We start from the raw sequence: 20,220 nt of genomic DNA, 5'->3' as shown, positions 1-20,220 counted from the left end.
GTCTATCTTTGGGGTACCCTTTCATCTTTTTCAATAAACCTTTAAGAAATGACAAAAAAGAGCAGGGAGGGTAAACTGAAATAGACTAAGGGAGGGAGCCTATGAATACCCTGCATCATGGTTATTGGACGTTTTTCGCAGCGAGAAAAAGTCCTTACGTAGCCTGGTTCATAATGGGGAGCATATTCCCAGACGTCGTCTATTACGTGATGTTTCTATATTTGGTTATAGAGAGAGCCCATATATTCGGCAGCACGGACTTTTCAGAGTACCTCTATATGGTTGTTCACGAATTATTTGAGCATCCGGTTGTATCCGTGCTCCGGCAAACGGGGCATTCTTTATTTATATGGGCCTTGATCTTTGCTGCACTTATTCTTATAAAAGGCAGGAAATTGACGAAATGGACAGCTTTTATGTATGGGTGGCTCGGTCACGTCATTCTGGATCTGCTTACCCACGTAGAAGATGCCGTACCGACTTTTTATCCGGTGAGTGATTACACCTTCAGAAGTGGCGTTTCTTACTGGGATGACGCTCATTATGGTGGTGTTTTTTCATTGGTGAATATCTTCCTTATCATCATTTCTCTCCTTTATTTGTGGGTTGGAAAACGGCGTAAGAATAAGAAGTTCACAAAAAATTCATGAGGGGAACCCGCAACCTATAGGCAATTTCATGATATGATTTGTGAGAAGATGATTAAATGACTAGAAATAGGAAGGGTAAGACGATGAAAAAATTCTCGATATTAACGACAATCGTCACGTTTATTGCACTCATTCTTGGTAATTTAGTAGTTGCTACTAAATCAGGAGATGCATGCGGGACGACTTGGCCGGTTTGTAATGGTCAGATTATACCAGACTTTACAGATTACCATATACTGATCGAATATTCTCACCGATTAATGGTTCCTTTGCTTGCTATCTTAACGTTCATCAATGCAGTCGGAGCGATTTTAAAGCATCGTGAAAAACGCGCTGTTGTAGTTCTGGCGATTTTGAGTTTAGGGATGCTGTTGTTTCAATCGGCAATTGGCGGTTTGAACGTATTGCTTGGGACACCTCCTGGATTTACAACTTTAGATGTCACGTTCAGTCAAGTGCTGCTGCTCATTCTCGTGCTGCTGAGTTACAGTCTTCACGAAACGAAAATCGAATTGGACCAGGTAAGCTGGTCGACTGTAAGCATGAGTTACCGGGCTTTTGTGATCGGGTTTACCGTTTATATGGCTCAAGTCATTCTTGGTGCATTTTTCAAGCACAGTCGCGCAAGTAATGTCATGATGGATATTCCTGCGGCTGAGTACTTGATTCGAAGTGAGTCGATTGCCAACATGCTATATTCTCTTCATTGGGTGGCTACAGTCGTGATTTTTGTAGCAGCCCTCTGGTATGTGATTTACGCGACGAGGTTCAAGTATCATAAAGTCCTTGCCTGGGCTTATTTATCGACGATCTTATTGAACGCTGTAGTCGGGTTTGTCATTGTAGTGACTGGTAATGTTGTTCTTGCTTCCTCCATGCATATGATCATATCTACTTTAACGACAGTTATTGGTGGAATGATATTAGGCGGCTATTGGTTCAAGCTTCAAAAGAAACATATTTAACGAGCATGCAAAAAAGCTGTCGCACAGAAAAGACTGTGCGACAGCTTTTTTTCTTCATTATTGAAATAAATTGCGTATTTCTTCTTCGCTCAATGAGCTTAGCATCGATTCTCCTGGCTGAATAATCTGATCGACCAGGTCGCGTTTTTTCTGCTGAAGCTGGAAAATGCGCTCTTCAATCGTACCTTCTGAAATCATGCGGATGACTTGAACGACTTTTTCCTGTCCGATCCTATGAGCTCGACCAGCTGCTTGCTCTTCAATAGCCGGGTTCCACCACAAGTCGTAAAGAATGACAGTGTCGGCTCCTGTCAGGTTCAGTCCGGTTCCTCCGGCTTTTAATGAAATGAAAAATGCATCATTTTCTCCTTGATTGAATCGTTCAACCATTTCTACACGGGCTTCGCTTTTTGTACTTCCATCTAAATAAAATGCTTCTAATCCGGTAGTTGTTAACTCTTCGTACATCAGCTTGAGCATGCTTGCAAACTGGGAAAAGATGAGCACGCGATGACCGCCTGCTTTCAATTCTGAGACGAGTTCTTTCAACTGCTCGAGTTTACCAGATTCTCCTTCGTAGTTTTCTAAAAAGAGGGCAGGGTGACAGCAGATTTGCCTCAGTCTCGTTAAGCCGGCCAGAATCTCAAGCTTTCCACGCTGAATCCCCTTCGTTGCAATCGTTTCTTTAACTTCAGACTGTATTTTTTCTAAATAGGCTAAATACACTTCTTTTTGGGGCCTTGTAAGTTCTGAATATTGTACAGTTTCAATTTTATCAGGAAGTTCTTCGAGCACTTCTGTTTTCATGCGTCGTAAAATAAATGGTCTTGTCATCCGAGCAATTTTCTCAGGTTTCATTTGGAGGAATTTTTTCTTGCTTGTGTAAAACCCTGGCATGATGGTTCTAAAAAGTGACCATAATTCGGTTAATGAATTTTCGATAGGTGTACCGCTTAAAGCAAAACGGTGCTTTGCCTTTAATGAGCGAACAGCCTGAGAAGTTTTCGTCGATTCGTTTTTGATTGCCTGCGCTTCGTCCAATATTATGGCGTGGAAGGTTTTCCCCTCATAAAACGTAATGTCCTGGCGCAGCAAAGGATACGAAGTGATTAGTATATCTGCGCTCGCTTTTTGGATCTGTTCACTCCTGGATATGGGGTCTCCTGTAATGACCTGTACGGTGAGCGTTGGTGAGAATTTTTCAATTTCTTTTTTCCAGTTATATACAAGTGAGGCTGGAGTGACGATGATCGCTGGCTGCTCCATCAGACCTTCTGTTTTTTCATAAAGTAAAAAAGCGATACTTTGGACAGTTTTTCCGAGTCCCATATCATCGGCTAACACACCACCCAGTCCGTAAGTCGAAAGAGTTTTTAACCATCTGAATCCTGTAAGCTGATAGCTTCTTAGTTCAGCTTCTAGAGTATCAGGCGGATCGATATTGAAAGATTGCGGGGATTGCAGCCTCTGAACAAGCTGGCTGAATCGCTCATTGCGCTCTTTTTCTTCAAGAGCCAGTGCATCATTAACTTGAAGACTCCTCGCTTTGGACACTTGTAAAGAAGACCCATCAATATCAGAGGAGGCCAAGTCTAATTCTTCTGCTAATGTCTGGAACCTTTCAAATGATTCTGAAGTTAGTGACAGTAACGCCCCATCTGATAATCGGTAGTATTTCTTCCGTTCGATAGCTGCTCTTAAGGCGTTGCTGACATCATCTTCAGAAATGCCATCTATTCCGAACTTAACATCCAGCCAGCTGCCATCGCTTTCGATGTCTACTGAAGGGACGAGCTCACGGTCCTGGTTGTCAATAATAGATTTTACAGAGTTTGAGGTGTAAACATCTGCTATCTGAGCCAATTGTGGTAAATAATCGATCAAGAAGCGGTCAAGCGCTTCATCTTCTTCTAGATACACTGTTTCACCATCAAATTTGAACTCAGCCTGTTCAATGATATGGATAATCGACTGCTCCGTTTCACGGTCACGCTGGATAATTTGCTGATTATCTACGCTCTGCTTTTTGAAGGGGTGGAGTGTGTGATCGCCATAAACAAATGATACATCGACCGTCAGAGCCCATTGTTCAAAATCCAAATACACTTTCGTAGTCAAGTCCTCTTGCACGATTTTACTTTGAGCGGAGGGATCAAGCCTTACATTTGCGATAGACTTTAATTCAGGAAGTACATAAGATACGATCCCTTCCATATCAACCTGCCCTACGGTATGGTTCCCATTGGAATTGTATGGAAGCAGGTAATGGAGCGTGCGGATCACCTCTTCTTTTTCTGGAGCTAGAGGGTAGAAGCACGCATTGTTGTAAAGGAGGTGGTACTCCTTTAAGTATTCAAAGTTCTTAAGCTGATTCATGTGCAGATGATACATGCCTCGCTCTTCAGCAATATAAAAATCAAGCTCTGGAAAATCGTCCATAAGCTCTAATTGACCGACAGCACTGCCTCGTTCGATGACTTCACAGTACTGTGGCGCCAAATTTTTCATTAGATCCGGGGCGAGAGCGGGAGGTATCGTCAGGACACGCTGTTCTCCGGAGTTCCAGTGGCGGTCATAAAAAAGTTCCTGTTCATAAGCGCCATGAAGTTTTTCAATGATTTTCAAATCATCATCCTTGAAATAATGATCGGCGGGATCGTATGTGAATTTTTTTGAAATACGGTATGGCTGGTCCTGGCGGATATGTTGAAGAAGACTGCGGATATCCTTAATCACATATGGGTAGTCCTCACCAAGCTTAACTTCAAGCGCAAGATTTTTACTCCCAAGCAGGGATTGGATGTGTAAATAGTATTGAATATTCAATGCCTGTTTGGAAGAGTTCGTATAGCGGTTTTCCTGACGGTCACGGAACGTTTCGTATAATCGCATAGCAAATACACGGTCCATTTTATGGTCCGTTTGTTCAGGGGCCGTTTCAGCCTGCTGCGTCAGTTTAGGAGACGCTTCTGCAATGGCCTGCTCTCTTATTGCACATAGAACGGCTGCAATATGTTTGCAGCTGAAGTACGTATCATAAGCGGGACATTCGCACCGGGCTTCCAGGTCGTCGTCTTCAAAAAAGAAAACGCGTACTTCATAATCATGAGTACCCGTCACGACGGCTCGCCAGGAACGAATGGCGCTGTTATGAGAGAGGGCGTATACTTTCCCTTGCTTATAGTATTGCTCTCCACGCTCATAAAACGTTTGACCTGTAATTTTTATAATATCTTTAGGTTGTAAAAGGTATGACTGCATAGCTTGCATCCTAACTCTAGTCTTTTTAATCATTATAACAGGTAAACGGGGTAATTTTCTTCCTTTATCTTTGGCTATTTTCTCCTGTTTATGAAAATCCATGCCTTGATGTACATGTGGAACAGACATATTGATTTTAAGCGCTTAATATGCTAACTTTCAAGGTAGAGAATTTTAAATTCGAAGGGCCGCTCGTCGAGTGAGCGGCCTTTGTTATGGAGTGAAATGGCCGATGTGATACGTATATCCTATCCAACCATTGAAATGATCCATTAATAGAACTGGAGGATATCACGATGACGATAAAAAAAGAGATGGAAAAGCGCCGGACATTTGCAATTATATCCCACCCGGATGCTGGTAAAACGACAATGACTGAAAAAATGCTTCTGTTCGGTAACCTCATTCGCTCGGCGGGTACGGTGAAAGGGAAGAAGTCAGGGAAATTCGCTACTTCAGACTGGATGGAAATCGAGAAACAGCGAGGAATTTCTGTAACTTCTAGTGTGATGAACTTTCCTTATAAAGGCTATCAAGTCAACATTCTCGATACTCCCGGACACGAAGATTTCAGTGAAGATACGTACCGGACATTGACGGCCGTTGACAGCGTAGTCATGGTCATTGATGGTACAAAAGGAATCGAAGCGCAGACATTGAAATTATTTAAAGTCTGTAAAATGCGCGGTATTCCGATTTTCACTTTCATTAATAAAATGGACCGTGAAGGCCGTGAGCCCCTTGAATTAATGGAAGAAATCGAATCGACTCTGAATATAGAAACGTACCCGATGACCTGGCCTGTAGGTATGGGGAAACGATTCATGGGTGTTTTCGATAGAGAAAATGACCAATTCGTACAATATACGGGTAATGAAGAAGAAACGTACATCCCTAATTCCGAGCTAGATCAACACCCTGAGCTTACGGAAGATCCAACATATAAAGAAGCTGAAGATGAGTTGATGCTTCTGGATGAAGCAGGAGACGGATTTGATCTCGATAAAGTGATGAAAGGGGATCAAACACCAGTATTCTTCGGAAGTGCGCTGGCTCCATTCGGTGTAGAAACTTTCTTTAACACATTTATCAATTATGCACCTGAGCCTGCTCCCCGCCGCTCTACTGAAGGTACAGTATCTCCAGACAATGAAGAGTTCTCTGGATTCATCTTCAAAATTCAAGCGAATATGAACCCTCAGCACCGGGACAGGATCGCTTTTGTAAGAATTTGTTCCGGGAAGTTTGAGCGAGGAATGAACGTAACTCTTTCAAGGACAGGTAAAACGTTCAAGCTTGCCCAGTCGCAGCAGTTCGTCGCTTCTTCACGAGGAACTGTGGAGGAAGGGTACGCAGGCGACATTATCGGAATTTATGATCCTAACGTTTACCGAATCGGTGACACGATCTTGACGGGTAAACAAAAATTCGAATTTGATGAAATGCCTCAGTTCCCGCCTGAACTTTTCAAAAAGGTTACGGCAAAAAACGTTATGAAGTCAAAGTCTTTCAAAAAAGGTCTGGAGCAGCTTGTACAAGAAGGTGCGATCCAGCTGTTTAAACATTATCATTTTGAAGATTACATCATCGGAGCTGTCGGTGAGCTGCAGTATGAGGTATTTGAGTACCGCATGAAAAATGAATACAATGTCGAGGTCGAACTGACTTCCATCGGTGAGAGGATCCCACGCTGGATTCCTCAAGATCAAGTGGATGAGTCAATGTTTGATGACCGGAACATGCTCGTATTGGATCGTGAACAACAGCCGCTTGTGTTATTTAAAAACGACTTCTCTCTGCGTTGGTTCAAAGATAAACATGAAGACATCGAGTTGATTGATTTATTCGAAGTCAACCAGTATGATCAATCTTACGAATAAAAATAAAAGCCTGAGGATATTAAATCCTTAGGCTTTTTTACGTTCCATTTGAACTGGGAAGATATTCTATCAAAGTACAGTACCGAATGTTTGTTCGTTTCATGTTAGAATGATAAAATATTGTGGTAAACTATTGATGAACGAATGTAGAACGGAGGATTGTGAAATGAACAATCAATTTGAATTAGTTTCAGAATATCAACCTCAAGGCGATCAGCCTCGTGCAATAGATGAACTTGTCAAAGGGATTCAAAATGGCCAGAAACACCAGACTTTACTAGGTGCTACAGGTACAGGGAAGACCTTTACGATGTCGAATGTCATACAGGAGGTTAATAAACCTACCCTGATTATTGCTCATAATAAGACATTGGCAGGACAGCTTTACAGTGAGTTCAAGGAGTTTTTTCCGAACAACGCTGTAGAGTATTTTGTCAGCTTTTATGACTATTATCAGCCGGAAGCTTATGTTCCGCAGACAGATACATTTATCGAAAAAGACTCAAACATAAATGATGAGATTGATAAACTCCGCCACTCTGCGACTACGTCGTTATTTGAGCGTAACGATGTCATCATCGTCGCAAGTGTTTCTTGCATTTATGGCTTAGGTTCTCCTGAAGAATACAGCAGCCAGGTTTTGTCACTTCGTCCTGGAATGGAAAAGGACCGTGATGAACTGCTCCGTTCATTAGTGGATATCCAGTACGCTCGAAATGATATCGACTTTCAGCGCGGAACTTTCCGTGTGCGCGGAGACTCTGTGGAAGTTATTACTGCTTCACGTGAGGAACACGCAATTCGTGTAGAATTTTTTGGAGATGAAATTGATCGGATCAGGGAAATTGATGTACTGACTGGAGAAGTTGTCGGTGATCGTGAGCATGTAGCCATTTTCCCGGCTTCCCACTTCGTAACCCGAGAACAAAAACTGAAAAAAGCGATCGAAAATATTGAAAAAGAAATGCACGTGCGGGTAAAAGAACTGAAGGATCAAAACAAACTGTTAGAAGCCCAGCGCTTGGAACAGCGGACGAATTATGATTTGGAAATGATGAATGAGATGGGTTTCTGTTCGGGGATCGAGAACTATTCCCGTCATTTGACATTCAGAGAAAAAGGAGCAACACCGTATACATTGATGGATTATTTTCCTGAGGACTCCCTCATCATAGTGGATGAATCACACGTTACGCTGCCCCAGATCCGCGGAATGTTTAACGGAGACCAGGCGAGGAAGCAAGTTCTAGTCGATCACGGATTCCGATTACCATCGGCATTGGACAACCGTCCTTTAAGGTTTGAAGAATTCGAAAAGAAAATCGAATTTATCACCTATGTGTCTGCAACACCTGGACCTTATGAACTTGAGCATACTCCGAAAATGACGGAACAGATCATCCGTCCAACAGGACTGCTCGATCCGGAAATAGAAATTCGGCCGATCAACGGTCAAATTGATGACTTGATTGGAGAGATCAATAAGCGGAAAGAGCTCAATGAACGTGTGCTCGTCACCACCCTGACTAAAAAGATGTCTGAGGATTTGACAGATTACCTTAAGGAAATCGGGATCAAAGTGGCTTATCTTCACTCCGAAATCAATACGATGGAGCGGATAGAGATCATAAGGGATCTGCGTCTGGGTAAGTATGATGTTCTCGTTGGAATAAACCTACTTAGGGAAGGAATCGATATCCCAGAAGTATCCTTAGTCACAATTTTGGATGCGGACAAAGAAGGGTTCCTAAGGTCGGACCGTTCGCTGATTCAGACGATAGGACGGGCTGCCCGTAATGAAAACGGGCGAGTGATCATGTATGCCGACAAAACCACAAAATCCATGCAGTACGCCATAGATGAAACGTACCGTAGGAGAGAGAAGCAGATCGCTTATAACGAGGAACACGGCATCACCCCGAAAACAATCAAGAAAGAAATTCGCAGTCTCATTTCTGCAACGAAGGTAGCGGAGGAAGAAGAAACCTATCTGACCGATAAGAAACCATCTGAAATGACGAAAAAAGAGCGTTTGGAATTAGTGGATAATTTGGAAACTGAGATGAAACAGGCTGCTAAAGACTTAGATTTCGAACGTGCAGCAGAACTGCGGGATGTCATCTTAGAATTAAAAGCGAAAGGATGAGAACCTTATGGCCAGTAAGAACATTAGTATAAAAGGGGCAAGAGCCCACAATTTGAAAAATATCGACATAGATATACCAAAAAATAAACTCGTGGTCATGACCGGTCTTTCTGGCTCAGGTAAGTCTTCTTTAGCTTTTGATACGATTTACGCCGAGGGTCAAAGAAGATATGTTGAATCATTGAGCGCATATGCGCGTCAGTTTCTCGGCCAGATGGATAAGCCTGATGTAGACTCGATCGAAGGGCTGTCTCCAGCAATCTCCATCGATCAGAAAACGACGAGTAAAAACCCTCGTTCTACCGTAGGTACCGTTACGGAAATTTATGACTACCTCAGACTTCTGTATGCTCGCGTTGGACGTCCAACCTGCCCGAATCACGGCATTGAAATCAGCTCCCAGACTGTTCAGCAGATGGTTGATCAGGTTATGGAGCAGCCGGAACGTACGAAGCTTCAGGTTTTGTCACCTGTAGTTTCCGGGCGGAAAGGAGAACATGTGAAAGTGTTCGAACAGCTCCGTAAAGAAGGGTATATTCGCCTGAGGGTAGACGGAGAGATGAGGGAAATTTCCGAGGAAATATCTTTGGAAAAAAACAAGAAACATTCGATTGAAGTAGTCGTTGACAGAATCGTGGTGAAAGATGGCGTCGAAGGGCGGCTCTCCGATTCCATAGAAACGGCTTTAAAGCTAGGGGCGGGTCATCTAATCATTGATATTATTGACGGGGAAGAATTGCAGTTCAGTGAACATCATGCCTGCCCGATTTGCGGCTTTTCTGTAAGCGAACTTGAGCCGCGTATGTTTTCATTCAACAGTCCATATGGAGCATGCAGCCGCTGTGACGGTCTGGGAACTCAGCTTGAAGTGGATCTTGATCTCGTCATTCCCGATTGGAATAGATCTTTAAGGGACCATGCCATCGCTGCCTGGGAGCCGACAAGCTCTCAATATTATCCTCAGCTGTTACAAAGCGTAGCGAATCATTATGGCATTGATATGGACAAACCGGTCAAAGATTTATCAAAAGATCAGATGGACCGCGTACTTTATGGGAGCGGAAATGAAAAGGTCCAGTTCCGTTATGAAAATGACTTTGGTAAAGTCCGTGAGAATGAAATCTTCTATGAAGGAGTCATCCCTAACATATCAAGAAGGTATAGGGAAACCGGTTCTGACTATATTCGCGAGCAGATGGAGAAATATATGGCACAAAAGCCATGTCCGAAGTGTGAGGGTAACCGCTTGAATGAGGAAGCGTTAGCCGTGCTGATCGGAGGTAAACATGTGGGAGAGACGACCGAATATTCGGTTACGGAAGCTAAGGAATTTTTCGATAGCCTAGAGCTTACTGAGAAGGAAGAGACAATCGCCCGCATGATCCTTAAAGAGATCTGTGAACGGTTAAGCTTTTTGGCTAATGTAGGCCTTGATTATCTGACCCTATCAAGATCTGCGGGAACGCTGTCTGGTGGCGAAGCTCAGCGTATCCGCTTGGCTACTCAAATCGGTTCTGCATTGACGGGCGTCCTTTATGTCCTTGACGAACCATCAATCGGTCTTCACCAGAGAGATAATGATCGACTGATCAATACGCTGAAAAGAATGCGTGATTTAGATAATACGTTAATCGTTGTGGAGCATGATGAAGACACGATGCTGGCCGCTGATTATTTAATCGATATCGGACCCGGAGCAGGTGCTCATGGCGGTGAAATCGTTACCCAGGGCACACCGAAACAGGTGATGAAAAGCAGCAAATCATTGACCGGCCAATATCTGTCCGGCAAGAAATTTATTCCTCTTCCAGCAAAACGGCGTAAAGCGGATGGGCGTTATATTACGATCAAGCAGGCTGAAGAGAATAATTTGAAGAAAGTGGATGCAAATATCCCTCTTGGTTTATTTACGGCCGTAACTGGAGTTTCTGGTTCCGGAAAGAGTACACTGATCAATGATATTTTATATAAGTCATTATCCATGAAGCTTCATAACGGCAAGCAAAAGCCAGGGAAGCATAAAGAAATCAAAGGCATAGATCAATTGGAAAAAGTCATCGACATCGATCAGTCACCGATCGGTCGAACGCCGCGCTCCAATCCTGCCACCTATACCGGCGTGTTTGATGATATCCGCGATGTGTTCGCACAAACGAATGAGGCAAAAATCCGCGGCTATAAAAAGGGAAGGTTCAGCTTCAATGTTAAAGGCGGTCGTTGTGAGGCCTGCCGTGGAGACGGAATCATCAAAATCGAAATGCACTTTCTGCCGGACGTTTACGTACCATGTGAAGTGTGCGACGGCAAACGGTACAACCGCGAAACTCTGGAAGTGAAGTATAAAGGGAAAAATATTTCAGAAGTCCTCGGCATGACGATTGAAGAGGCGCTGGAATTTTTCGCAAACATTCCTAAGATCAAACGGAAAATGCAGACTGTTGCAGATGTTGGACTTGAGTACATTAAGCTAGGACAACCGGCAACAACGCTTTCCGGGGGTGAAGCCCAGCGTGTGAAGCTGGCTAGTGAACTTCACCGCCGTTCGAATGGAAAATCATTTTATATACTCGATGAGCCGACCACCGGACTTCATGTAGACGATATTTCACGTCTGCTGAAAGTTCTGCAGAGACTGGTGGATAATGGCGATTCTGTTCTCATCATTGAACACAGTTTAGATGTGATCAAGGAAGCGGACCACATTATTGATCTTGGTCCGGAAGGCGGGGAAAAAGGCGGACAGATCATCGCTACCGGTACCCCGGAAGAAGTAGCAGAAGAAAAAGCTTCTTATACAGGAAAATATTTAAAACCCGTTCTTGAACGTGATGAAAAGCGCATGAAAACGAAGTTAAAATCAAGAGAAAGAGTCTCTTCAAAGTAGATGCTTTGACGCTGTCGATAGATTTGGAGTATCGTTAAACAAGAGACGTTTAACGGGAGGAATTATACAAATGGAAGCGATAGATCAATCAGCAGTACAAGAAAAAATCAATCATTTTGCCAACAAAGACGTATACATTCATTTAGAAACTACGAATGGAGCGTATGCCAGCCACTTTGATGAAACAGCCTACAATGTAGGAGCATTCATCCGCAATGCTAAAGTGAATTATCAACATGGAAAAATTGTGAGTACAGGCGGTTCGTACCGAGTAGGACTAAAGCTCGATATAGGCTGGGTTTATGCAGAAGGAGTCAGTGACTTCGAAATTGACGAAAAGGATCGTCTCCTTTTAGCAGGCCATGATCGAGAAGGACGATTGATGGTAGCGTTGGAAATAAGTGAAGAGCCATTTACTCATGAGGCGGAAGAGCATGAATAATAAGCACATTCTAGTCATTTTCCCCCATCCAGATGATGAGTCCTTCGGTACTTCTGGAACCATTTCGAAGTTTCGGGCAGAAGGGGTGCCAGTCACCTATTTGTGCGGGACATTAGGGGAAATGGGGAGAAATATGGGAAACCCAGTATTCGCTAATCGCGAAACTTTGTACACTTACAGGAAAAAGGAATTGGCTGAAGCTGCAAAAGAGCTGGACATTGACGTAGAGTTGTTAGGCTACCGTGATAAAACTTTAGAATTTGAGCCGCTTGATGAATTGGCTCAGCATTTGAAGGAGCGTATTCTTGCGTACGGAGCTACTACAATCATTACACATTATCCAGGATACGCTGTACACCCTGATCATGATGCATTAGGTGCGGCTGTAGTCAAAGCTGTAGAGCTTATCGAGCCAGGAAAGCGGCCTGAGGTATGGATGCACGCGATTACGAACAACCATGAAGATGAATTAGGTGAGCCGGACTTCATTTTTGACATTGAGCCTTATTGGGAAAGAAAAGAAGCGGCAATCCGGGCTCATCTGTCACAAGTTGATGGGATGATGAATTTAATAGAGAATCACGAGCAAACATCTAAACAGATTCAACGATTGAAAAGAGAGCAGTTTTACCGCTTAACACTTTCTTCGTGATACCTGATGAGTTAGACACCTTGTAGAATGTTCAACATTTCTTCGGGGTGTCTTTTTTCTCTTAACACTCATTTTTAGTCTTAGGCTATGTTACACGTCGTTGTTGATTTTTTCATAAGAGAGTTATTATGGCAGAGTTTTTGGGAATTTCGAGACATTCAGTTAGTGGGATCAGGGCGGCGGGGAATGGCTCGTCCTCCGTGGGAGCGCGGTGAGTCTCCTGTGTGGAGTACATGATCGGTGAGATCCAGGAAGGCGAAGCCTGAGGAAGCTCAATACATGCCCAAGGAAATAGACCCGTTTTCTAGATCCATCATCTCCAAATATAATCTTATTTGGAAAAATCACTTTTAATAATTTTCAAAGCCTAGTTTTTTATTGGAGCTTGCAGGGAATGAAATGATAAAGGAGCGAGTGACAGATGAATGAAGAGAGAATGAAAATCTTAAAGATGATTGAAAATGGTACCATTTCTGCAGATGAAGGAGAGAAACTTCTCAAAGCTGTTGAATATTCTAAGGAAGAGGAGACAAAAGCAGCCGGAAAAAAATACGGACTAAAAGATTTTGTCGGAGAAGCCGTAGAAAAAATCAAAAATGCTGATTTTGATTTGTTATTCGGTGAGTCTGTAGAGTTTCAATATCATCTCCAAACCAATGAAGAATCTTTTCATGACCTGGATATCACTATCGCTAACGGGTCCTTATATTTGGAACCTTGGCAGGAGTCATACGCTCAAGCGGAATGCCAGGTGAAAGTTTATCAAGCTGCAGATGAAAAAGAGGCGAAAGAGCAGTTTTTGGCTGATGGGCAATTTGATGTTACGAACGGGATATTGCGATTTGCCAACCCATCTAAAAAGGTAAAAACACATGTTAAACTTTACTTACCAAAAAAGCGGTATGACTTTGTTAAAGCTAAACTTTCAAATGGCAGCATCACCTCAGGTGAAGTTCAGTCCGACCACTTTCATATGAAGACGAGTAACGGAGCTTTGAAGGTGAATGGGTCCAATGGCGAAACATGTAAGTTAGAAACCGGAAATGGTTCGATAACAGTATGTGATAGCCGCTTCTCTACGTTTGAAACGGATACGATCAACGGATCCGTTAAAGTAGACGGCCGCTTCGGGAAATGTGATGTGTCCGCTGTAACAGGAAGTATTACAGTGAAGAACTATGGAAGTGAAGCTCACACTGGTTTTTTCAAAACTACGACAGGGCAAGTCATTGTCCACGTACCTGAGAGCAGAAGGATTGATGGAAAAATTAAAACCAGCATGGGTAGCCTTCACTGTGAGGTAGAAAACTATAAGATTTTAAGAAATAAGAAAGAAATCATGACCAAAGAGCTGGTTTTTGAAGCCAGAGAACAATTCGAAGATGTTTATCATGTAGAAGCGGACACTAAAACCGGGTCCGTTTATGTGAAGGACACTTCGTCATAATTTTGTAAGGTAGAAGAGAGGGATTTTTGTGAAAAACTGGTTATTACACATAATAGTTAACGCGATTGCCATCATTATCGTCAGCTTTGTATTCAGTTCGGTAGAGATTGACGGATTCATTGGTGCGCTGATCGCAGCATTGATACTATCTATATTGAACGCGATTGTACGTCCGATTCTTGTAATTTTGACTTTGCCGATTACGGTCCTGACTTTAGGGTTGTTTTTATTGATCGTCAACGCCATTACGCTGGCTATGACTGACGCCTTATTAGGCAGTACATTTGAAATTGCTGGATTTGGAATGACGATTATTGCTGCTCTTGTCATTTCGTTACTCAACCTGGTGCTGAATAGTTTTATTAAAGATTAATAGATATTTATATCGATCCTATAGGCATTCTTATGCCTATAGGATTTTTTGTGTCCAAGATTTTTCAAAACATGCTACAATAAGGGACAGTGAAGATACGAAATATAGGAGGTCTACCATGAGTAAAGTTAGAACGGAGCATTTGTTAGATCGTTTTGAGCTTGAATTAGTTGCAGGTGAGGACGGCGTTCACCGTGAGATACATATGAGTGATATTTCACGCCCTGGGGTTGAAATGACAGGATATTTTAAATTTTATCCAAAAGATCGTTTGCAGCTCCTAGGTAAAACGGAACTTTCCTATTTTAATGAATTGACTCATGAACAGAGAAAGCATAGAGCTGAACAGTTATGCACGGATATCACGCCGGGAATCGTAATCACTAGAGGCATGGATATTCCTGAAGAACTGGCTGTAGCTGCAAAAGAAGCAGGCGTCCCTTTAATGCGTTCACCGCATAAGACGACTCGTGTGATCAGCCGGCTGACTAACTTCCTGGAGACTAAGTTCGCCCCGTTCACCGCTATTCATGGAGTACTTGTTGATATCTATGGTATTGGAGTTCTAATTACTGGGCAGAGTGGTGTAGGTAAAAGTGAGACAGCCCTTGAGCTTGTTAAAAGAGGACATCGTCTCGTAGCCGATGATAGTGTGGAAATTCGACAGGAGGACTACGATACGTTAATCGGAAATAGTCCGCCGTTAATCGAACATTTACTAGAGATTCGTGGTCTGGGCATCATCAATGTCATGACTTTATTTGGTGCGGGAGCTGTGCGCAGTTTCAAGCGCATAACTCTCGTCATCAATCTGGAAATCTGGGATAAGAATAAACAGTATGATCGACTGGGTCTTGAAGAAGAGACGATGAAGATTATGGATGCCGAAATACCTAAAGCTACAATCCCTGTACGACCGGGACGTAACTTGGCCGTTATCATTGAAGTAGCTGCCATGAACTTCCGGTTAAAGCGTATGGGTGTCAACGCGGCTGAAGAATTTTCTGAGCGTTTGACAAAGGTCATCGATGAAGACCAAGAACAATCACCGGAAGAGTAAGGAGAGAATAGATCGTGTCATGTTCAGCAGAATCACTTGATCGAGTATTAATACAATTAGGTCCCCTATCTATCTATTGGTATGGAGTTATTATAGCAACTGGCGCATTTTTAGGTTTGCTAATAGCAACAAGAGAAACGGAACGACTAGGTTTGAAGAAAGATTATATGATGGACATCGTCGTATATGCAATTCCAATTGCGATATTATGCGCGAGACTTTATTATGTCATTTTTGAGTTTGATCGATATATAGGTGAGCCATGGTGGAAGGTGTTTGCGATATGGGAAGGCGGCATCGCTATCCATGGTGCACTGATCGGTTCATTTCTGACGGCTTATGTCTATACAAAAGTCAAAGGTTTATCCTTCTGGATGTTGGCTGATATCGCAGCTCCCAGTCTAATTCTAGGACAGGCCATCGGACGGTGGGGAAATTTCATGAACCAGGAAGCCCATGGCGGCCCTGTTTCGGAATCTTTTTATAATAATTACATGCAATATTTGCCGAATTTTATTAATCAGCAGATGTGTATTGATGGTACGATGTATCATCCAACGTTCCTATATGAATCTTTATGGAACATAGCAGGATTCATTCTGCTTCTCGTTTTGCGGCATAAATTCAACCCTCGACGTGGAGAAGTATTCTTAAGCTACATTATTTGGTATTCCATTGGACGTTTTTATGTGGAAGGACTGCGGACTGACAGCCTCTATCTGTTCAGTGAAATACGTACTGCGCAGTTCATTTCGATCGTGATGATTATCGTTTCGCTTATCATCGCGGTTTATCGTAGAAAAATGGGACTGGCGGATAAGTATTATAACGGTAAAAAAGTGAAAAAATAACAAGGAGGGGTGAAGAATGTCCGCTATTTTACTAGAAGGACTAAAAAAAGGGATGAAGCTGACTTGGACATTAGGAAAAGTTATATTTCCTGTCACGTTGATCGTCACCATTCTTCAGTACACCCCAGTACTTCCTTGGGTAATGGATCAGCTTGCTCCTTTGATGAGCCTGCTTGGTCTTTCAGGTGAAGCTGCAGTGCCTCTTGTTCTCGGTAATTTTCTGAATTTGTATGCAGGTATTGCTGCGATCATTTCATTTGAGTTTACTGTGAAAGAGGTATTTATTCTTGCGGTTATGTTATCGTTCTGCCATAACTTGATTATTGAATCCACTGTGGCGAAGAAAGTAGGCGTAAGCTGGTGGCTCGTCATCGGAGTCCGTGTCGGGTTAGCCCTCTTCTCTGCGATCGTCATCAACTTAATGTGGAGCGGCGGGCAGGAACAAGCCCAATACGGATTTGCTCCAGAGCAACGATCTGCACCAGAAGGGTGGGCAGAGATCATTTTACAAGGGTTGCAAACGGCCGCCATGGGGATCGTTCAGTTGGCGTTGATCGTCATACCATTGATGATTGTCATGCAGTATTTAAGAGAAAAAGGCTGGCTTGAACGATTTTCCGATTGGCTTGCTCCAGCTACTAAATTTCTCGGAATGGAACGTAATACGTCTATGACACTAGCAGCCGGTCTGACGATTGGACTGGCTTATGGAGCTGGATTGATGATACAAGCAGTAGAGGAAGACGGTGTTTCTAAAAAAGATATGTTTTTAGCAATGATCTTTCTCGTATCCTGTCACGCCGTAGTTGAAGATACGCTCATCTTCATTCCTTTAGGCATACCAATCTGGCCGCTTCTAATCATTCGTCTGACGACAGCCATATTATTAACTGCAGCCGTAGGATTTGTCTGGAATAAATTACAGCGTGAGAAGAGGAGAAGTTTGACACATGAGTATTAATACAATTCTTTTTGATTTAGACGGCACGTTAATCGACACCAATGAATTGATCATTGCTTCCTTCACCCATACGCTCGGCCAATATGCTGAAAGGCCTTATTCGCGTGAAGAGATATTGGAATTTATCGGACCTCCGCTTAGGGAAAGCCTGAGTAAAGTAAATCCGATTCGAGTAGATGAAATGGTTGAAACGTACCGCGAGCATAATACTAAAAACCATGATGAATATGTCACGGCTTATGAAGGTGTAGTTGATACCGTCAAAACGTTAAAGGGTCAGGGTTATCGCTTAGGTATTGTCACGACAAAAATGCGCCATACTGTAGAAATGGGACTGGCGCTGACAGGGTTGGAAGGTGTATTTGAAACAGTGGTTACACTAGATGACGTACACCATGCTAAACCACACCCTGAGCCTGTCATTAAAGCGCTTGAAGCTTTGAATGGAACTGCGGCACAATCTCTTATGGTCGGTGATAATACCCATGACATTGAGGCTGGGAAAAATGCTGGCACGAAAACTGCTGGTGTTGTATGGTCAGTAAAAGGGCGCCAAGTGCTGGATGACTTGAACCCAGATTTCATGCTTCATAAAATGGATGATCTGATCGAAATTTTGGGAGGATAAATCATGCGTCGCACGAAAAGATATCCTGTTCAAGGAGCCAATTCACTGTGGCATATTTATCAAACGGTTCCTTTCTTAAAAGTGGTCAAAAATTTTTTAGTCATTCAAATCGCGAGGTACACTCCATCTTTGAGTTTTAAGAATGGACTGTACCGTCGTTTTTTAAAAATGGAAGTCGGGGAGAAGACTGCTTTTGCCTTGATGGTGATGCCTGACATCATGTTTCCAGAAAGAATTAAAGTGGGACGTAATACGATCATTGGTTATAATACAACGATTTTAGCTCACGAATATTTGATACAGGAGTACCGTCTGGGAGATGTAGAGATCGGAGATGCAGTTATGATCGGAGCAAATACGACTATTCTTCCAGGAATAAAGATCGGTGACGGTGCCATTGTATCTGCGGGTACCCTCGTTCATAAAGATGTCCCTGAAGGAACTTTTGTAGGAGGCAATCCTATGAAAATCATCTACACCAAGGCACAAATGGAAGACCGAAAGAGGAGTGAGGTGACTGGATAATGGGCATTCAACAAAAAGTCTTACCAGCTGTAAAAAACATGAAGGATTTTGAGAAGCTTCTTGAAACAACAACAGAATACATTATTATTTTAGAAAGCAGATTAGGAAACCTGCACAAAGTGGTGCGGGCGGCGCAAAAGGCCGGCAAAAAAGTGCTGATCCATGTCGATCTCATTCAGGGCCTGAAGGCTGATGACTATGGTATGGAATTTTTAGGTCGAGTCGTTAAGCCGGACGGTGTGATATCCACGAGATCGCATGTCATTCAACAAGCAAAAAAATATAAAATGATTTCTATTCAGCGATTATTTTTAATCGACAGTCAGGCAGTAGAACATAACGTTGCCATTATAAAAAAAGTGAAGCCTGATTATGTCGAGGTTTTACCAGGTATCGTTCCGGGAATGATTAAAGAGGTAAAGGATCAGATTGGAGCATCGGTGATTGCCGGGGGATTGATTCGTACGGAAGATGAGGTCAATTCCGCAATCGAGTCAGGTGCTTCGGCAGTATCTACTTCACGTTCAGAGCTTTGGAACTTTTAGCTGAAGGATTATGTACATAGTGAAATCGTGATATAAGCTGGCTGATCCACACAAATATAAGTAGCTGCCCGCTATTTCTTATTGTGTGTTTTTTTATTTGAGGGGTTTAATTATTGAAAGGAGTTGTCCTGAATGACAGAGTTCATGGGAGAACTGATCGGGACTATGATCCTCATTATTTTAGGTGGAGGTGTAATAGCCGGAGCCAACTTAAACGCCACGAAAGCAGAAGGGAACTGGGTACTCATTACAATAGCCTGGGGACTGGGTGTAGCTATGGGGGTATACGCTGTAGGAGATGTTACGGGGGCGCACATTAATCCCGCAGTGACTCTCGGGTTAGCTACTGTCGGAGACTTTGCATGGGCAAAAGTGCCGATGTATATTTTAGCTCAGCTCATCGGTGCGTTTATTGGAGCGGTGATAGTCTTCTTTCATTACCTCCCCCACTGGGCAGGAACGGAAGACGATATGGCAAAGCTGTCTATTTTTGCTACGGATCCAGCGATCGATAGTCCTGTTTCCAACTTAGTAAGTGAAATTATCGGAACATTTGTATTAGTTATGGGAATACTGTTCATAGGTGCAACAGAGTTTACAGATGGACTGAACCCTATCATTGTCGGTCTGCTCATAGTAGCAATCGGTATGTCACTAGGATCGACTACAGGTTATGCAATTAATCCAGCTCGTGATTTAGGGCCGAGAATTGCGCATGCCTTGCTGCCGATTCCAGGAAAAGGCCATTCGAATTGGGGTTATTCCTGGGTGCCTGTATTAGGTCCTGTTATAGGCGGTGTCTATGGAGGGTTGTTTTATCAAGCTATCTTTGAAGCCACTCCGAATATATGGTTTTGGGTAATGTCAGTAGTCTTAGTCCTAATTTTGGGGACATCTTTAAAGGTGGAACTGAAGAAAGCTCAGCAAGGGAAACAACGAACAGCATAGGA

17 protein-coding genes are annotated in these 20,220 nt (G+C 43.0%); 16 read left to right on the top strand and 1 reads right to left on the bottom strand.

Annotation, left to right across the window (positions count from 1 at the left end; genetic code table 11):
* Nucleotides 1–101 precede the first annotated feature (101 nt).
* Together LF817_RS08575 and LF817_RS08570 are read left to right on the top strand one after the other, a co-directional pair.
* Entirely contained in the window at nt 102–650 is a 549-nt protein-coding gene (locus LF817_RS08575; RefSeq protein ID WP_253935383.1) for a metal-dependent hydrolase, read from the top strand.
* Between the two features lie 83 nt (nt 651–733).
* Complete coding sequence (locus LF817_RS08570) at nt 734–1,615, top strand: COX15/CtaA family protein (RefSeq protein ID WP_253935382.1); 882 nt, start codon at nt 734–736, stop codon at nt 1,613–1,615.
* A 57-nt stretch (nt 1,616–1,672) separates the two neighbouring features.
* Here LF817_RS08570 and LF817_RS08565 read toward each other — a convergent pair whose 3' ends face one another.
* Entirely contained in the window at nt 1,673–4,876 is a 3,204-nt protein-coding gene (locus tag LF817_RS08565) for a DEAD/DEAH box helicase (RefSeq protein ID WP_253935381.1), read from the bottom strand.
* Nucleotides 4,877–5,172: 296 nt separating this feature from the next.
* On the opposite strand from LF817_RS08565, the gene LF817_RS08560 reads away from it, so the two are divergent.
* The 14 genes from LF817_RS08560 (at nt 5,173) to LF817_RS08495 (ending at nt 20,218) form a co-directional block, all read left to right on the top strand.
* Nucleotides 5,173–6,756, top strand: a complete 1,584-nt coding sequence (locus tag LF817_RS08560; RefSeq protein ID WP_253935380.1) for a peptide chain release factor 3 — start codon at nt 5,173–5,175, stop codon at nt 6,754–6,756.
* Between the two features lie 166 nt (nt 6,757–6,922).
* Nucleotides 6,923–8,902 (top strand): excinuclease ABC subunit UvrB, encoded by a 1,980-nt coding sequence (gene uvrB / locus LF817_RS08555; RefSeq protein ID WP_253935379.1) that lies wholly within the window; start codon nt 6,923–6,925, stop codon nt 8,900–8,902.
* A gap of 7 nt (nt 8,903–8,909) precedes the next feature.
* Nucleotides 8,910–11,786 carry an excinuclease ABC subunit UvrA gene (gene uvrA / locus LF817_RS08550; protein WP_253935378.1) on the top strand — a complete coding sequence of 959 codons (2,877 nt, stop codon included), beginning with the start codon at nt 8,910–8,912 and terminating at the stop codon, nt 11,784–11,786.
* Nucleotides 11,787–11,856: 70 nt separating this feature from the next.
* Nucleotides 11,857–12,228, top strand: coding sequence for a YojF family protein (locus LF817_RS08545; RefSeq protein ID WP_253935377.1), 372 nt, complete (start codon nt 11,857–11,859; stop codon nt 12,226–12,228).
* A complete protein-coding gene (gene bshB2, locus LF817_RS08540; RefSeq protein ID WP_253935376.1) occupies nt 12,221–12,880 on the top strand; it encodes a bacillithiol biosynthesis deacetylase BshB2 in 660 nt (219 codons plus the stop codon). The genes LF817_RS08545 and bshB2 overlap by 8 nt, the downstream gene beginning before the upstream one ends.
* A 421-nt stretch (nt 12,881–13,301) precedes the next feature.
* Complete coding sequence (locus tag LF817_RS08535; RefSeq protein WP_253935375.1) at nt 13,302–14,327, top strand: DUF4097 family beta strand repeat-containing protein; 1,026 nt, start codon at nt 13,302–13,304, stop codon at nt 14,325–14,327.
* A 28-nt stretch (nt 14,328–14,355) separates the two neighbouring features.
* Entirely contained in the window at nt 14,356–14,700 is a 345-nt protein-coding gene (locus LF817_RS08530) for a phage holin family protein (RefSeq protein ID WP_253935374.1), read from the top strand.
* Between the two features lie 118 nt (nt 14,701–14,818).
* Nucleotides 14,819–15,760 (top strand): HPr(Ser) kinase/phosphatase, encoded by a 942-nt coding sequence (gene hprK, locus LF817_RS08525; protein ID WP_253935373.1) that lies wholly within the window; start codon nt 14,819–14,821, stop codon nt 15,758–15,760.
* Nucleotides 15,761–15,774: 14 nt separating this feature from the next.
* Nucleotides 15,775–16,611: a prolipoprotein diacylglyceryl transferase gene (gene lgt, locus LF817_RS08520; protein WP_253935372.1), complete on the top strand. Its 837-nt coding sequence runs from the start codon at nt 15,775–15,777 to the stop codon at nt 16,609–16,611.
* Nucleotides 16,612–16,627: 16 nt separating this feature from the next.
* Nucleotides 16,628–17,572, top strand: a complete 945-nt coding sequence (locus tag LF817_RS08515) for a nucleoside recognition domain-containing protein (protein WP_253935371.1) — start codon at nt 16,628–16,630, stop codon at nt 17,570–17,572.
* Nucleotides 17,562–18,200 carry a pyrophosphatase PpaX gene (gene ppaX, locus LF817_RS08510; RefSeq protein WP_253935370.1) on the top strand — a complete coding sequence of 213 codons (639 nt, stop codon included), beginning with the start codon at nt 17,562–17,564 and terminating at the stop codon, nt 18,198–18,200. Before LF817_RS08515 ends, ppaX begins: the two co-directional genes overlap by 11 nt.
* A gap of 3 nt (nt 18,201–18,203) precedes the next feature.
* Nucleotides 18,204–18,725, top strand: a complete 522-nt coding sequence (locus LF817_RS08505; RefSeq protein WP_253935369.1) for an acyltransferase — start codon at nt 18,204–18,206, stop codon at nt 18,723–18,725.
* Nucleotides 18,725–19,270 carry a glycerol-3-phosphate responsive antiterminator gene (locus LF817_RS08500; RefSeq protein ID WP_253935368.1) on the top strand — a complete coding sequence of 182 codons (546 nt, stop codon included), beginning with the start codon at nt 18,725–18,727 and terminating at the stop codon, nt 19,268–19,270. The genes LF817_RS08505 and LF817_RS08500 overlap by 1 nt, the downstream gene beginning before the upstream one ends.
* A 132-nt stretch (nt 19,271–19,402) precedes the next feature.
* Nucleotides 19,403–20,218 carry an MIP/aquaporin family protein gene (locus LF817_RS08495; protein WP_253935367.1) on the top strand — a complete coding sequence of 272 codons (816 nt, stop codon included), beginning with the start codon at nt 19,403–19,405 and terminating at the stop codon, nt 20,216–20,218.
* Nucleotides 20,219–20,220 lie beyond the last annotated feature (2 nt).

The sequence above is a fragment of the Halobacillus sp. A1 genome, assembly GCF_024189295.1.
Taxonomy (GTDB): Bacteria; Bacillota; Bacilli; order Bacillales; family Halobacillaceae; genus Halobacillus_A.
The sequence above is the reverse complement of the archived record's forward strand: the minus strand, read 5'-3'. Positions and strand labels throughout refer to the sequence as shown.